Origin of the sequence: Pedobacter sp. ISL-64, assembly GCF_018613605.1 — a bacterium.
GTDB lineage: Bacteria > Bacteroidota > Bacteroidia > Sphingobacteriales > Sphingobacteriaceae > Pedobacter.
Genome location: NZ_JAGGPU010000006.1, coordinates 399,141 through 414,939, shown reverse-complemented (window position 1 = coordinate 414,939; position 15,799 = coordinate 399,141). Strand labels below are relative to the sequence as shown.

15 protein-coding genes are annotated in these 15,799 nt (G+C 38.1%); 5 read left to right on the top strand and 10 right to left on the bottom strand.

Features of this window, described 5'->3' with window-relative positions; translation table 11 throughout:
* Position 1: 1 nt before the first annotated feature.
* Complete coding sequence (locus tag J7E57_RS09815; protein WP_215127520.1) at positions 2-1,861, top strand: M1 family metallopeptidase; 1,860 nt, start codon at positions 2-4, stop codon at positions 1,859-1,861.
* A gap of 101 nt (positions 1,862-1,962) precedes the next feature.
* Here J7E57_RS09815 and J7E57_RS09810 read toward each other — a convergent pair whose 3' ends face one another.
* The 3 genes from J7E57_RS09810 to queG are packed head-to-tail and all read right to left on the bottom strand — an operon-like array spanning position 1,963 to position 3,512.
* On the bottom strand, positions 1,963-2,346 hold the full coding sequence (locus J7E57_RS09810; RefSeq protein ID WP_215127518.1) for a type II toxin-antitoxin system VapC family toxin: 384 nt from the start codon (positions 2,344-2,346) through the stop codon (positions 1,963-1,965).
* A complete protein-coding gene (locus J7E57_RS09805; RefSeq protein WP_215127516.1) occupies positions 2,346-2,549 on the bottom strand; it encodes a DUF2281 domain-containing protein in 204 nt (67 codons plus the stop codon). The genes J7E57_RS09810 and J7E57_RS09805 overlap by 1 nt, the downstream gene beginning before the upstream one ends.
* 27 nt (positions 2,550-2,576) lie before the next feature.
* A complete protein-coding gene (queG, locus tag J7E57_RS09800; RefSeq protein ID WP_215128117.1) occupies positions 2,577-3,512 on the bottom strand; it encodes a tRNA epoxyqueuosine(34) reductase QueG in 936 nt (311 codons plus the stop codon).
* Positions 3,513-3,650: 138 nt separating this feature from the next.
* On the opposite strand from queG, the gene J7E57_RS09795 reads away from it, so the two are divergent.
* On the top strand, positions 3,651-3,857 hold the full coding sequence (locus J7E57_RS09795) for a hypothetical protein (protein WP_215127514.1): 207 nt from the start codon (positions 3,651-3,653) through the stop codon (positions 3,855-3,857).
* A 61-nt stretch (positions 3,858-3,918) separates the two neighbouring features.
* On the opposite strand, the gene J7E57_RS09790 is transcribed toward J7E57_RS09795, so the two are convergent.
* The 4 genes from J7E57_RS09790 to pdxH form a co-directional block, all read right to left on the bottom strand.
* Positions 3,919-5,427, bottom strand: coding sequence for a bifunctional GNAT family N-acetyltransferase/carbon-nitrogen hydrolase family protein (locus tag J7E57_RS09790; RefSeq protein WP_215127511.1), 1,509 nt, complete (start codon positions 5,425-5,427; stop codon positions 3,919-3,921).
* Positions 5,428-5,674: 247 nt separating this feature from the next.
* Positions 5,675-6,697 (bottom strand): Holliday junction branch migration DNA helicase RuvB, encoded by a 1,023-nt coding sequence (ruvB, locus tag J7E57_RS09785; RefSeq protein WP_029277907.1) that lies wholly within the window; start codon positions 6,695-6,697, stop codon positions 5,675-5,677.
* Positions 6,698-6,728: 31 nt separating this feature from the next.
* Complete coding sequence (locus J7E57_RS09780; RefSeq protein ID WP_215127509.1) at positions 6,729-7,622, bottom strand: 3-hydroxyacyl-CoA dehydrogenase family protein; 894 nt, start codon at positions 7,620-7,622, stop codon at positions 6,729-6,731.
* A gap of 92 nt (positions 7,623-7,714) precedes the next feature.
* Positions 7,715-8,365: a pyridoxamine 5'-phosphate oxidase gene (pdxH, locus tag J7E57_RS09775; protein ID WP_215127507.1), complete on the bottom strand. Its 651-nt coding sequence runs from the start codon at positions 8,363-8,365 to the stop codon at positions 7,715-7,717.
* A 46-nt stretch (positions 8,366-8,411) separates the two neighbouring features.
* On the opposite strand from pdxH, the gene J7E57_RS09770 reads away from it, so the two are divergent.
* Positions 8,412-8,975: a YqgE/AlgH family protein gene (locus tag J7E57_RS09770; protein ID WP_215127505.1), complete on the top strand. Its 564-nt coding sequence runs from the start codon at positions 8,412-8,414 to the stop codon at positions 8,973-8,975.
* A 378-nt stretch (positions 8,976-9,353) separates the two neighbouring features.
* Here J7E57_RS09770 and purE read toward each other — a convergent pair whose 3' ends face one another.
* Both purE and J7E57_RS09760 read right to left on the bottom strand, forming a co-directional pair.
* The gene (purE, locus tag J7E57_RS09765) at positions 9,354-9,884 is read right to left on the bottom strand and encodes a 5-(carboxyamino)imidazole ribonucleotide mutase (RefSeq protein WP_215127503.1); all 531 of its coding nucleotides are present in this window, start codon (positions 9,882-9,884) and stop codon (positions 9,354-9,356) included.
* 85 nt (positions 9,885-9,969) lie between these two features.
* On the bottom strand, positions 9,970-11,109 hold the full coding sequence (locus J7E57_RS09760; protein ID WP_215127500.1) for a 5-(carboxyamino)imidazole ribonucleotide synthase: 1,140 nt from the start codon (positions 11,107-11,109) through the stop codon (positions 9,970-9,972).
* 54 nt (positions 11,110-11,163) lie between these two features.
* Between J7E57_RS09760 and J7E57_RS09755 the strand changes: the two genes are divergently transcribed.
* The gene (locus J7E57_RS09755; protein WP_215127498.1) at positions 11,164-12,354 is read left to right on the top strand and encodes an NAD(P)/FAD-dependent oxidoreductase; all 1,191 of its coding nucleotides are present in this window, start codon (positions 11,164-11,166) and stop codon (positions 12,352-12,354) included.
* Positions 12,355-12,701: 347 nt separating this feature from the next.
* On the opposite strand, the gene J7E57_RS09750 is transcribed toward J7E57_RS09755, so the two are convergent.
* Positions 12,702-13,418 carry a hypothetical protein gene (locus J7E57_RS09750; RefSeq protein WP_215127496.1) on the bottom strand — a complete coding sequence of 239 codons (717 nt, stop codon included), beginning with the start codon at positions 13,416-13,418 and terminating at the stop codon, positions 12,702-12,704.
* 130 nt (positions 13,419-13,548) lie between these two features.
* Here J7E57_RS09750 and J7E57_RS09745 point away from each other — a divergent pair, with 130 nt between their 5' ends.
* Positions 13,549-15,765 carry a B12-binding domain-containing radical SAM protein gene (locus J7E57_RS09745; protein WP_215127495.1) on the top strand — a complete coding sequence of 739 codons (2,217 nt, stop codon included), beginning with the start codon at positions 13,549-13,551 and terminating at the stop codon, positions 15,763-15,765.
* The last annotated feature ends 34 nt before the right edge of the window (positions 15,766-15,799 follow it).

The window sequence follows — 15,799 nt, the reverse complement described above, 5'->3', positions numbered from 1 at the left end:
AATGAAATCTATAAAGATATTTAGCTTTCTATTGTGTACTACCATTTATGTAAGTGCGCAAACCACTTTACGAATAGCGCCTGAATTTCAAAAAGCCTATCAAAAGGAAACGAGAAATACGGATGGAAAGCCTGGGAAAAATTATTGGCAGAATACTTCAAAATACGATCTTAATGTAGATTTTAATCCAATCAGCAGGTTGTTAAAAGGTAAGGTTCAGGTAACTTATACCAATAATAGTCCTGATACACTGAAGGAAATATGGTTTAAACTTTACCCCAATCTATACAAAAAAGGAACACCAAGAAAGTCAAAATTGGCAGAGTCTGATCTGGGTGATGGGGTTGCAATTGAAAAACTGGCAGCAAACGGAAAGTCAATCATTGATTTTAAAATTGATGGAACCAACATGACGGTGAATGTTCCAGCGGTTTTACCTGGAAAAACGATTAACTTTTCTATCGATTATAGTTATACGTTAAATAAGGGATCGCATATGCGTACAGGTCAGGTAGATGAAGGCTCGCATTTTGTAGCTTACTTTTTTCCACGCATTGCTGTTTATGATGATGTAGATGGATGGAATAAATTCCCTTATACAGGTGCCGAAGAGTTTTATAATGACTTTGATCAGTTTAATGCTTCAATTACGGTGCCAGGTGCTTATGGTGTTTGGGCAACCGGTGATCTTAAAAACCCTTCAGAAGTTTTTCAGAAAGATATTGTTTCCAGAATGTTATCTGCAGAAAAAAACGATGCTATAATTGATGTGATTACCGACAAAGATTTAGCCGATAAAAAAGTAACGCAACCGAATGCTTATAACACTTTTAAGTTCGAAGCCAAAAATGTGACCGATTTTGTATTTGCTTTGAGTGATCATTACTTATGGAAATCGAGCAGTTTGGTGGTTGATCCTAAAACCAAAAGAAGAACCCGTGTAGATGCTGTTTTTAATCCAAAACATAAAGATTATTACGAAGTGATTGATTTCGCCCGTAAAACGATTGAAGCCATGAGTTATACTTTTCCCAAATGGCCTTTTCCATACAACCATGAAACGATATTCGATGGTTTGGACCAAATGGAATACCCAATGATGGTGAACGATAACCCGGTTGATAATCGCACAGATGCGATTACTTTAACCGACCATGAAATTTTTCATACTATGTTTCCTTTTTACATGGGCATAAATGAGACAAAATACGGTTGGATGGACGAAGGTTGGGCCACAATAGGTGAGTGGTTGATTTCTCCGATGATTGATTCTACAATTGTTGATGAATACGGCGTACAACCTACGGCTTCGTCATCTGGCGGGAAAGATGATACCCCAATAATGACTTTAACACCAGATTTAAAAGGATCAGGATCTTTTACCAATTCGTACCCTAAACCAGGTTTGGCTTATTTGTTTGTTAAAGATTACCTAGGAGATGAACTGTTTACCAAAGCTTTGCATACTTATATTAAAAACTGGAATGGTAAACACCCGATGCCATACGATTTCTTTAATAGCATGAATGAGGGAAGCGGCAAAAATTTAAACTGGTTCTGGAAAGCCTGGTTTTTTGAAGATGGCGTTACCGATATGGCTATAAAGGCTGTAGACAAAACATCAAATGGATATACGATTACCATTGAGAATAAAAGCGTTAAGCCTTTACCAATCGATTTAGCCTTGACTTATGCTGATGGTTCTGTCGAAAAGAGCCATAGTACAATCGGCATTTGGGAAAAGGGAGATAAACAGGTTAAAATAAATATAGCAACCACTAAAAAGCTATCTAAAGTAGTGATGGGAAACCCACATACACCAGACAAGGTTAAAAGTGACAATACTTTTTCGGTGAATTAATGGTAGAATAAATCTTGATCGTCATCCTGAACTTGTTTCAGGATCCATCTAACGTAATTCTAGATAATAGATGCTGAAATGAATTCAGCAGGACGCCCATATTATTTAATGAGTTTTACTTTATAAGCTGGAAAATAATTGTCATTGCTTACTAAGTGAAGTTTTTCAATAATTGACTGAGATATCATTAATCTGTCGAAAGGATCATTGTGGAAATGTTCTAGCTTTGAAAGTTGAATAATATGATTCAGTGTAATGGGCAATATAACAAATCCACTTTTTTCTATAATATTAAATATTTCCTCAATAGTTGAATTCAAATTCAACCTTCCTTGCGCATATTTAATAGATAATTCCCAATAACTTGCAATGCTAACAAAACATTTGTTTTTTGAATCTTCAATAAGATCTTTGATTTTTCTTGAAAGTTTATCGTCATTAGTGATAAACCAAATTACAATATGGGTATCAAGTAAAATATTCACTATAGGTAATCTTCAAAACCTTCAATAGGATCGTTAAAATTATCCTTTATACTAATTAGACCTTTTCCTAAACCAGATATCCTCTTTTTAGATGTATTAATTGATTTCTCTTTTGCCATTAAAGAATCAATATAATCTGATACTCTTTTTTTTAGTTCAGTAGGTAAGTCTGCTAATTTTGTATATAATTGAATATCAGTCATAGTATCAAATATAGAAAAGATTTGTGACTATTCCGGCTTCAAAAAATCGATATTTCTTTTCAATCCAGTAAATTTAGTGCGCTTAACTGCCGAGCCCTTAAAAACCTTTTTAAAAACATCATCCGTAATTTCGGTCAGGTCTTTTGCATTCAAATCCAGCAATCCATTCTCGGGCTTAAAGGCCTCTTCATTATGTACTTTAGAGAAACGGTTCCAGGGGCAAACATCCTGGCAGATATCGCAGCCAAACATCCAATTGCTCATTTTATCTTTAAACTCATTTGGGATTTCATTTTTAAGCTCAATGGTGAGATAGGAGATACATTTCGTTCCATCTACAACCTGTGGCGCAATAATGGCATCTGTGGGGCAGGCATCCAAACAGCGGGTGCAACTTCCACAGTAATCGGCCTGATATGGATGATCGTAATCCAGCTCGAGATCAACAATCAGCTCTGCAAGGAAGAAAAAAGAACCATCGGTTTTACTGATCAGGTTAGAATTTTTACCAATCCAGCCAATTCCTGATTTTTTCGCCCACGCACGGTCCAAAACTGGAGCTGAGTCTACAAATGCCCTTCCAGAAACTTCTCCAATATTTTCTTCTATAAAATGAGTGAGTTCCTTTAACTTTTCCTTTATAACAGTATGGTAATCCTGTCCGTAAGCATATTTAGAAATTTTTGGTGCATTGGGATCTAATTGTTTTTCTTCAGTATAATAGTTTAACGACAAGGAGATTACCGATTTAGCACCGTCAACCAATAATCTGGGATCGAGGCGTTTATCAAAATAATTTTCCATGTATTTCATTTCGCCATGACGGTTCTGGTTGAGCCAGTTTTCCAGTCTGGGTGCTTCCTCTTCAAGAAATTCAGCTTTAGAAATACCACAGGCAATGAAACCCAAACGCATGGCTTCATCTTTGATCAGCTGGCTATATTTTGCATTATTGTTATACACCGATCTGCAAAGATAAGGCTTAAGATTTAAAACATTTTCATTAATCACTTGTTCTAAATACAGAAACTAAATTAATTAATTATAGTTCATCCTGATTGGAGTAACAACGAGAAAGGGAGAGCTTTTAGTGCATTAGCTATGGAAAATATAGATCCACAACATACGGAATCAGGAGCAGCTCCGAAACCGATAGAAAAAGATTACGAAAGTCATAAAGCAGATCCAGGACCAGCAAAACCAGCGGTTACAGAAAAAGATGAAAACGGAGGAGGACAAGCCTTAAAATGGGTGATACCTCTAGCTATAATTATTGGTCTGATTATATGGTTTGTGATGAGGAAATAATTAGCTTTAGATTAGAATGAAAAGCCGGTACATTAATTTGTACCGGCTTTTTTATAGGTGCTTATTTTAAAAGTTTAACCTGGTAAAGATCTTTCCGCCTGTCTTTTAACACCTTTACCGTTCCGTAATGATGCAATTCGTCTAATAAATGTAGATCAACATCTACCACCAGTACCATCTCGGTATTTGGCGTTGCCTCTGCTTTGATCGCATTGGTTGGAAAAGCAAAATCCGACGGGGTAAAAACTGCCGACTGAGCAAACTGGATATCCATGTTATTTACCTTAGGTAAATTGCCCACACAGCCTGCAATGGCTACGTAACATTCATTTTCTATCGCCCTTGCTTGCGCACAATGGCGAACGCGTGTATAACCGTTTTGCGTATCGGTTAGAAATGGTACAAATAAAATCTGCATACCCTGCTCGGCATAAATGCGGCTCAATTCAGGGAATTCTACATCATAACAAATCAAAATACCTACTTTACCACAATCAGTATCAAAAACCTGTACTTTATCACCGCCAATCATACCGTAATATTTTTGCTCATTTGGTGTAATATGGATTTTCCTATACTCATCTATTTTACCGGTACGGTGACAAAGGTAAGTGGCATTGTAAAGTTTACCATCCTCAATGAGCGGCATACTGCCGGTAATGATGTTTGTATTGTAGCTCAATGAATATTCATGCATTTTTTGTACAATTTCTTCCGTTTTTTCAGCAAGCTTGCGCATCGCCTCAATTTCTGGTAAGTGATTGTATGGTTGCAGTAGGGGTGTATTAAATAGCTCAGGGAACATCACGAAATCTGATTTGTAACCGCTCAAAGCATCTACAAAAAATTCTACCTGTTCGTAAAATGCGTCCATATTCGGGAATAAACGCATTTCCCATTGCACTAAACCTAAACGGATGGTCATTGCCGAACGGGCTGAGGCATCAATACCCTGGTAATAAATATTATTCCACTCAATTAAGGTGGCATATTCTTTCGATTCTTTATCGCCTGGTAAATAATTCTTTAATACTTTTCTTACGTGAAAATCATTTGAAATCTGAAAAGTAAGTGTGGGGTCGTAAATTTCTTTAGCTTTTACCTTATCTATATATTGCCTCGGACTCAGCTGCTCTGCATATTGATGGTAACCAGGAATTCTTCCGCCGGCAATAATGCTTTTGAGGTTAAGGCTTTCGCAAAGTTCTTTCCTGGCCTCGTATAATCTTCTTCCTAAACGCAGGCCCCGGTAATCCGGGTGAACGAAAATTTCGATGCCGTACAGGGTATCGCCATTGGGGTCGTGTGTTGTAAAAGAATAATCGCCAGTGATCAATTTATAGGTATGCCGATCTCCATACTCGTCGTATTCTACAATAATGGCTAATGAACAGGCCACAACTTTGTCATCAACTTCGATACAGAGCTGTCCTTCAGGGAAAATATTTAAAAGTTTTGCGATACTAGATTTCGGCCAGATGGAACCACCCATACTGTCGTAGGCCTGTAGCATTGATTCTTTAAGGTCTTCGTAATCCTCGAGCGTTAGTTTACGTAATTCAATATTCATAATAATGTTTGATTTGTAATTATTGAACACAAAAGTGACTTAAATGTTCCGATGTGATTTTGTTTTTTCCGCAGATCGCATAGCGAGCTGAATAAGTAGGCTAGTGGGTGTGTGAAGCAATCTTTAAGATAGATCGTCATTTCAACCGCAGTAGAGAAATCTTCAAACCAGGTTTAGTGTAAGTTCAAAGATTTCTCCATTCCGCTGCGCTTCAGTCGAAATGACGACTAAGCATAAACTTACCGCACTAAAACAATTTCCCAGTTTGCCCCGGATAATTCTTTTTTAAATGTTTATACGCGGCTTCGGTAACTTCGCGGCCACGTGAAGTGCGCATAATATATCCCTCTTGAATCAAAAACGGTTCATAAACTTCTTCAATAGTACCTTCATCTTCTCCAACAGCTGTCGCAATGGTTTTTAAACCTACCGGACCGCCTTTAAATTTATCGATAATGGTAACCAGGATTCTGTTGTCCATTTCATCCAAGCCATGTTCATCTACATTTAATGCATTGAGGGCATAGCGGGCTATTTCTGTATCGATATTTCCATTTCCTTTAATCTGTGCAAAATCTCTTGTTCTCCGTAAAAGTGCATTGGCTATACGGGGCGTACCGCGGCTACGGCGTGCAATTTCATAGGCACCTTCATCACTTATAGGTGTTTTTAATATATCAGAAGAGCGTAATACAATTGTAGTGAGCAATTTAGCATCGTAGTAAGCCAAACGGGCGTTAATTCCGAAACGGGCTCTTAATGGCGCTGTTAACAAACCGGAACGCGTAGTGGCTCCGACCAGTGTAAAAGGATTAAGCGAAATCTGGACCGAACGGGCATTCGGGCCAGTTTCGAGCATAATATCGATTTTAAAATCCTCCATGGCAGAGTATAGGTATTCTTCCACAAGAGGAGATAAACGATGGATCTCATCAATAAAAAGGATATCGCCTTCATCCAGGCCGGTTAATAAACCAGCCAAATCGCCAGGTTTGTCTAATACCGGACCAGAGGTTACTTTGATGCCAGTAGCCATTTCATTGGCAATGATATGAGATAGTGTGGTTTTACCTAATCCTGGAGGGCCATGTAAAAGAACATGATCTAAAGCCTCGCCACGGAGTTTCGCCGCCTGAACAAAAATCTTCAGGTTTTCCATCACTTTTTCCTGTCCCGTAAAATCTTCAAAAGCCTGTGGCCTTAAAACCCTTTCAATATCGCGATCGGTAGGGCTTAGGTTGCTTGCTTCAGGATCCAGATTCTCATTCATACAGCAAATATAAAATTAAATGCTAAAAAAATTAGGATTTTTTAAATTTATCAGAAACAACAAGATCTTTTGATGCAGCAGTATATTTATAAAAACCTTCGCCAGTTTTAATACCTTTTTTACCTGCAGCAACCATATTTACCAATAATGGACATGGTGCATATTTAGGATTCCCAAATCCATCGTTCAATACTTTTAATATTGCCAAACAAACATCCAGACCAATAAAATCTGCTAACTGTAAAGGCCCCATCGGATGTGCCATTCCAAGTTTCATTACCGTATCGATTTCGTAAACACCTGCAACGCCTTCATACAGGGTGTAAATGGCCTCGTTAATCATTGGCATTAAAATGCGGTTAGCCACAAAACCCGGATAATCATTTACCTCAACAGGAACTTTCTCCAAACTTTGCGATAGCGACATAATAGTACTGGTTGTTTCATCACTGGTGGCATAACCTCTTATTACTTCTACTAACTTCATTACCGGAACAGGGTTCATAAAGTGCATCCCGATTACCTTATCACCTCTACCGGTTACGGCAGCAATCTGCGTAATGGAAATAGAAGAGGTATTAGAAGCCAGAATAGCATGTGCAGGTGCGTACTCATCTAAATCCTTAAAAATCTTCAATTTTAAGTCCACATTTTCGGTAGCGGCTTCTACAATTAAAGCGGAACTTTGAACGCCATCCTTTATTGCGGTATATGTGGTGATGTTATTAAGAGCGGCCGCTTTCTGATCTTCTGTTAATGTACCTTTGGCAAGCTGTCTGTCTAAATTTTTGGTAATGGTTTGTATGGCCCTATCCAATGCAGCTTGATTAATATCAATCAGGTTGACTTGATAATTGAATTGTGCAAAGGTATGAGCGATGCCATTTCCCATCGTGCCAGATCCTATAACTGCGATTTGTTTCATCTTTAAGAGATTAAAAAAGAGAATTTAATAGTAAACGATTAGTTAAAATAGAGATCTTGCCGGATAGCCCGATCTCTATTTATTATATTAAGTTATGGTGCCAATCTTGTTTTAGTCCAGATTCCCTTAACCTTTTCGAAATTTATCCTATCGTGCAGCCTGCTGCTTCTTCCTTGCCAAAATTCTATCCTCGTGGGTTTTACAATATAACCGCCCCAGTGCGCAGGTTTTGCAATACCTTTATCGGTGCTTTTAGCCTTTAATTCTTCAAATTTTTCTTCTAAAAATGCTCTGTTTGGAATAACCTGGCTCTGTGGAGAGGCTACGGCTCCAATCTGACTGCCAATTGGCCTCGTATTGAAATATTCTTCGGAAGTTTCCTTATCTAGTTTTTCTACTGTTCCTTCGATCCTCACTTGTCTTTCCAATTCAGGCCAGAAAAATACTAAAGCTGCATATGGATTACGTTTAAGCTCTTTTCCTTTGGCACTTAGGTAATTTGTAAAGAACCTAAATCCATCTGTATCAACGCCTTTAAGTAAAATAATACGGGCATCGGGTCTGCCAGCTTTATCGGCTGTAGCTAAAGTCATTACATTGGGTTCGTATATCTGGGCATCAACAGCATGTTGAAACCACTTTTTAAACTGGATAATTGGGTCTTGATCAACGTCAGATTCATCCAGCAAAGCGCTTTTGTAATCTTGGCGCAGGTTTTGTAGAAATTCATTTGTAACTTGCATTTAACAAAAATAGACATCTTTTACGGTGTAACAAATGATTATCATCATGCTGAACAATATAAAACCAAAAACAGGCCGCTTGCTCATCTCGGAGCCTTTTATGGCCGATCCGAATTTTAAAAGATCTGTGGTGCTGCTAACCGAACATGGTGATGATGGAACTGTGGGTTATATCCTTAACCAGGTAGGAAATCTCATTCTGAACGACGTGATCCAGGATTTGTGGGATGCAAAAAATTACATTTATTTTGGTGGACCTGTTGCTGCAGATACCTTGCATTTTATCCATAGGTGTTATGATAAATTGCAGAGTGGCGAACCTCTCGGGAATGGATTGTACTGGGGTGGAAATTTCGAAACACTTAAAATACTCCTAAATACTAATGCCATAAGCGCGGATGAAGTGAAATTTTTTATGGGCTACTCAGGTTGGGATAATGGACAGCTTGATCGTGAAATAGAGCAGAATGCCTGGATGGTGAGCGACATCTTTAATCCTGATCTCATTTTTAGTAACGATGATGAAAAACTTTGGCGGGATGTGATCGTAAATTTAGGGCCAAAATATGCTCATATCAGTAATTTTCCGGTTGACCCGAGTTTGAATTAGTTTGGAGTTGGGGGATAGAGTTTAGAGTATTGAGTTAATATTGGTGATGATAAAAAAGAATTATCAAAGCTGTAAAGCCAATTACTATCAGAAATAGAATTGTTTCACTTTTAATATAACTCCAGACTTTTTGATTATTAATTTTTCTCAATAAAGAGATTATAATTAAAGCTAGGGTAGATATAAATGTTGTCCATATGGTATACATCAATGAATACCAAATAAATATTGAGGTGAAATTATTGAGGTTTAGCTCATTAATTTCACCATAGATTGTTAAAAATAGGGTCGAGAAGATTAAAGAAACAAGAGATATAATCAATGCTATCTTGATAATCGTCTTCAATATAATCATTGTTTATATCGCAAATTGAAAACTTACAACTGAGAACTCATTTCGGAAGCGCTTTCTTCAACCTTTCTTCTAAGTTCATCTTTATAAGCCTGCATTTTAACCGTTAAAGAATCATCAGCTGTAGCTAAAATCTGAGTGGCCAATAAACCTGCGTTTTTAGCAGCATTTAAAGCTACGGTGGCAACCGGGATACCATTTGGCATTTGTAAGATCGATAAAATACTATCCCAGCCATCGATAGAGTTTGATGATTTAACCGGAACACCAATAACAGGTAATGTGGTAATAGAAGCTACCATTCCTGGCAAGTGGGCAGCACCACCGGCACCGGCAATAATTACCTTTAGGCCACGGCCTTGTGCTTCTTTAGCATAATTAAACATCCGTTCTGGTGTTCTGTGGGCAGAAACAACCGTAATTTCATAGTTTATTCCAAATTCTTTTAATACATCAGCAGCATCTTGCATAACAGGTAAATCTGATTTGCTACCCATGATAATTCCAACTAATGCCCCTAAATCCCCTGAAGGGGACTTTGAATTTCCAGCGTTCATATATGTTGTTTAATATTTTGTAATTTATGTTTCTAATTATGTTTTTCAACCTTGCCTGTAGTTCCCCCTTCAAGGGGCTAGGGGGCTATGCTACTACTTTTAGTGTTTTTTGTACAAAGCGTGCTTTTTCTATGGCTTTTTCTCTATCGATATCTACAATGGTTACATGGCCCATCTTTCGGAAAGGTTTTGTATACTTCTTGCCATATAGGTGAACAAAAACACCATCAATCGCTAGTATTTTTTCCAGATTTTCATATTTAGCTACACCTTCGAAGCCTTTTTCGCCAAGTAGATTAATCATAATGGCATTGGTAATACTTGTGGTATCGCCAAGTGGCAAATTATAAATAGAACGTAAATGTTGTTCGAACTGAGAAACATAATTGCCTTCAATAGTTTGGTGACCGCTATTGTGCGGACGAGGGGCAACCTCGTTAACCAGCAACTCTCCGTCTTTGCAAATAAACATTTCTACCGCTAAAATCCCAGTGATGTTCATTGCTGAGGCAATATTTTTAGCAATGTTTTCTGCTTTTTGTTGTAAGCTTTCGGCAAAAGTAGATGGGGAAATTAAAAACTCAACCAAGTTGGCCTCTGGATTAAATTCCATTTCTACCATGGGGAAAGTTTTCATATCGCCATTGGCATTACGGGCAACAATTACGGCAACTTCTTTTTCAAAATCGACTAATTTTTCAATAATACAAGGTGCATCGAAAGCTTTGGCCAGATCGGCTGCACTATTGATTTTCATCACACCTTTGCCATCATAACCATCTTTACGCAGTTTTAAAATATATGGAAAAGGGATAGTACTGTTCTCCATATCTTCCTTCGTATTTACAATCTGGAAAGGAGAGGTTGGGATATCGTTTTCTTTAAAAAACTGTTTCTGTACACCTTTATCTTGGATTAAACGGATCACCCTAGATTGTGGAAATACCTTTTTGCCTTCTTTTTCAAGCTGCTCAAGTGCGTCGATATTTACCTTTTCAATTTCAATGGTAATGATATCGGCTTTCTTTCCAAAAGCGTAAACGGTGTCAAAATCGGTAATTGAGCCATTTTCGAAGTAATTAGAGATGTGTTTGCAAGGGGCATCAGGATCTGGGTCTAAAACTAATGTGGTTACATTGTAATTGATTGCTTGTTGAATGAGCATTCTGCCCAATTGTCCGCCACCTAAAATACCTAATTTTAATTCGCTAATCTGTTTTGCCATGCGCTTGAAAATAATGCTACTTTTGTGCAAAAGTAACCATAATAAATTTTATTGATGAATGCTGATGCAATAATTATTGGTGCAGGTGCCTGCGGATTGATGTGTGCGGTGCAGGCAGGCTATCTGGGCAAGAAAGTAATTGTGCTCGAAAAAAATGAAAAACCCGGCGCTAAAATTTTAATTTCAGGTGGTGGTCGCTGTAATTATACGAATCAATTTGCATCGGCTGAGCAGTTTATATCAGCAAACCCACATTTTATCAAATCTGCTTTCACGCAGTGGACAGTTGACGATACCATTAGTTTTTTTGAAACCTATGGAATAGCGGGCAAAGAAAAAACTTTAGGCCAATTATTTCCTGATGATAAAAATGCGAAAGATGTTGTTGAGGTTTTTACATCCATTTGCGAAGATTTCGGGCAAGAAATTAGGTGTAACGCAGATGTAAAGGATATTGAAATATTGCCAGAAGGCTTTAAAGTGAGTTATGAGAAAAATGGTAAAACTGTAGTTTTAACTGCGGAAAAGCTAGTGATTACCACCGGAGGTTTACCCATCCCAAAAATGGGTGCTACCGATTTTGCTTTACGTTTTGCGAGAAAACACGATCTAAAAATAATTGAAACGGCTCCCGCTTTGGTTCCATTAACCATTACCGGTAAGGATGAAGAATGGTTTGCGCAGCTTTCGGGAAATTCTGTTTTTTGCGAAGTAAGCAATGATGAAATTTCGTTCGAAGAAAATATCCTTTTTACCCACTGGGGATTAAGCGGGCCTGCCATTTTGCAGATTTCTTCTTTTTGGAGAAGAGGCGAAACAGTTAATCTGAATCTGTTGCCTCATCGGGATATCGTAGCATTATTGGATGAGGAAAGAAAAACGAATGGTAAAACTTTATTGTCGACGCTTTTAAACCGGATTTATACCAAGAAGTTTACCGATGCATTAGGTAAGTTTTTACCTTTAAGCAAACCTGTTGCAGCGTTAACAAAATCAGAAATCGATTTAATTGAACAAACCATTCATCACTTTAAGGTTAAACCTGCAGGTGATAAAGGTTACGATAAAGCCGAAGTAATGCGTGGCGGAATTGATACCAGCGAAATATCTTCTAAAACTTTAGCATGTAAAAAGATTCCGAACCTGTTTTTTGGTGGCGAATGTTTAGATGTTACAGGTTGGCTGGGTGGTTATAATTTTCAATGGGCCTGGGCAAGTGGTTTTGTAATTGCGCAGAATTTGTAATATCCGTCACCCTGAGCTGTAGTGCAGCGGAAAGCTACGCAGTAAACCGAGCCTTAAGCGAGCTCACCGAAGGTAATTTATTTCAGAGTCTATCTAAACCTCGTAAGCTTTTAAATGGCATATCAACTGAAAATATAAACACAGGTGTTCTTAGGTTGTCAATAATATTTTGAAAATGAGCGGCTGTAATACTTCGGAAAGTGCAGCCCTGCTATCTCTCCAAGTCCTCACTCATGCTTCGCTCCGGGCTTTCCGTTCTATCAGGTATTTAACAAAGTGATGGCTTCTTGGAAAGAAAAATAATGCAATCAAACCTATCAGGTTTCGAAAACCTGATAGGTTTGGGTCTACAAATAAACATTTGGCATAATTTCCCATGCCCAGGGCTTTTTAAAGGTTTTGAAGGTTCTGAGCTGCGAAAAATATAAAACCTCACTTGTTTTTCGGTTTGCAATATCCCTTCGGTGCAGATTACCAACAGTGGTAAATAATTCGCGGGTTTTAAAATCGTATACCCTTTCGGTCATATCGCCACTGTTCTGGTTAAAATAAAGATTGATCGCGCTTGTTAAAAACCAGTCTTTATTTTCAAATTTAAAGGTATAGCCCAGTTCCCAGCGCCATTCTGCCCCCCCTTGAAACCTTAAATACAGTTGCTGATCTTTAATGACAATCTGTTGTAGCGGATCGCCCAATTTACCACCTTCTTCAGAACGTAAAATGAAATCGTTGTTTTGAGTAGATAAACTGTAATTACCTGTTGATTTATCTTTAAAAAATATAGCCAATATTCTTGGTTTTTGAGTTTCTTTAATGATATCTGTATTGTTGTCTCCATAAACACGGGTTTCATCAATTGATCTGTTAAACTCAAAAACTAATGCTAAATCATCTGAAGCATCATTGTTTAGGTCGCCATAAACCTGATCGATAACGGTCCAGTTGGGTGGAGTAATTTGTTCAATGGAAGATCCTTGTGTTTTAATTTTAGGGAATACAAATGTTTTTTGTGCAAAGCTGATTTGCACACAGAGCATCAGGATGTAAAAACAAAAAACTTTCATTCAGGTAGAAAACGTGTTGATGTAGGGTTAAAACGTTTGAATTGGTGTTTTAGTTTAATTGAATCAAAATCGGGACAGGGTGACGACGCTATTAAAAATTCCCGTACTTTTGCAGAAAAAACAATTCCCTTTGAAAACCGAAATATTTGCCATTACGCCGCCATTTACCCAACTGAATACCCCATATCCAGCAACGGCGTATATAAAAGGTTTTCTGAACACTAAAAATATCAGCGCTACACAAGCCGATTTAGGTATTGAGGTTATTTTACAGCTGTTCTCTAAAAAAGGATTGCAAGATTTGTTCAGCCACACTGAGCGTAGTTTATGCGTTGGTAATGAAAATCCAAAAAGCGATAATGCTAAGCGTATTTTTGCATTGCAAGACGAATATTTTAAAACCATCGATGCGGTAATTGCCTTTCTACAGGGTAAGAATCCAACTTTGGCCTTGCAGATCTGTAGTGATGATTTTCTGCCCCAAGCTTCACGTTTTTCAGCTTTAGAAGAGCTGGATTGGGCTTTTGGCGCAATGGGCACGCAGGATAAAGCGAAACATTTAGCTACACTTTATCTTGAAGATATATCTGATTACATATTGGAGTGTGTTGATGAAAATTTTGGTTTTAGCCGTTATGCAGAACGTTTAGGCAGAAGCGCTAATTCCTTTGATGAACTGTACCATGCTTTGCATAAAGAACCAACCTACATGGATGAGATCCTGATTTCGGTTTTAAAAGAGAGAATTGAAACCGTTCAGCCTAAATTGTTCCTGATTTCTGTTCCTTTTCCGGGCAATTTGTATAGTGCTTTCCGTTGTGCACAATGGGTCAAGGCCAATCATCCGGAAATCAAAATTTCAATGGGCGGTGGTTTCCCGAATACCGAATTAAGATCATTATCGGATGCAAGGGTTTTTGAATTCTTCGATTACATCACCTTAGATGACGGAGAACTGCCTATTGAACTCTTACATCAAAATATTACACATCCTATTCCAGCTGAAGCCCATTTTTATAAAAGGACTTTTCTGCTGGAAAACGGCATGGTGGTTTACCGTAACGATGCCTTCAGAAATGATTATAAGCAGGCTGATGTTGGTACACCAGATTATGCTGGATTGTTATTAGATAAGTATATTTCAGTAATTGAAATCGTAAACCCCATGCACCGCATGTGGAGTGATGGGCGATGGAACAAACTCACGATGGCCCATGGTTGTTATTGGGGCAAATGCACGTTCTGCGATATTTCGCTTGATTATATCAAAGTCTACGAACCTGTTGCAGCCAAATTAATTGTAGATCGGATTGAAGATTTATATGAAAAAACCGGGCAAAATGGCTTTCACTTTGTTGATGAGGCTGCACCACCAGCTTTAATGCGTGAGGTAGCTTTGGAAATCATCAGAAGGAAATTAGCGGTTACCTGGTGGACGAATATCCGTTTTGAAAAAAGCTTCACTCAAGACCTGTGTTTATTATTAAAGGCATCTGGCTGTATTGCGGTTTCAGGCGGACTGGAAGTTGCCTCAGATCGTTTGTTAAAGCTGATCGATAAAGGCGTAACGGTAGAACAAGTGGCTAAGGTTACCCGTAATTTTACCGAAGCTGGAATTATGGTGCATGCTTATTTAATGTATGGTTACCCCACACAAACAGTGCAGGAAACGATCGACAGTTTGGAGATGGTACGTCAGTTGTTTGAGGTTGGGATATTACAGTCAGGCTTTTGGCATCAATTTGCCATGACAGCACATAGTCCGGTAGGCATGTATCCGGAAAAGTTTGGAGTGGTAAAAGACACAGAAGTGATTGGTACTTTTGCCAATAACGATATCAATTATACCGATAAAACGGGCATCGACCATAATAAATTCAGTTTCGGGTTGAAAAAGTCACTCTTCAATTTTATGCATGGTATCTGTTTTGATTATGAACTGCAGGATTGGTTTGATTTTAAAATTCCAAGGACAAAGATTCCGGGCGATTTTATTGAAAAGGCTTTAAATGACGAAGATCAGTTTAATACGAAACCTACCGCAAAAGTAGTTTGGATAGGAGGAAAGCCCTCCGCCGAATATTTTACCAAATCAAAAAAGGGTAATACCTGGGAAATGGCATCATTAACTTTTCACGATAAAAAAGAGACTTTTACTGTGCAGACCAATAAAAAGGAAGGTGAGTGGCTCACTGCTGTTTTAAATAAAGTTTCTATCTCAAACGAAAAAGTTTACACTTTTCAAGAGGTTAAAACCGATTTTGAACAAGAAATGGAAAACTTTGAGCTGTTCTGGTATTCTAAACCGATCAACACGCTTCGAGAATACGGCTTGTTGGTTTTGTAAATTCTTAACATAAATCGTCATTTCGAGCGAAGTG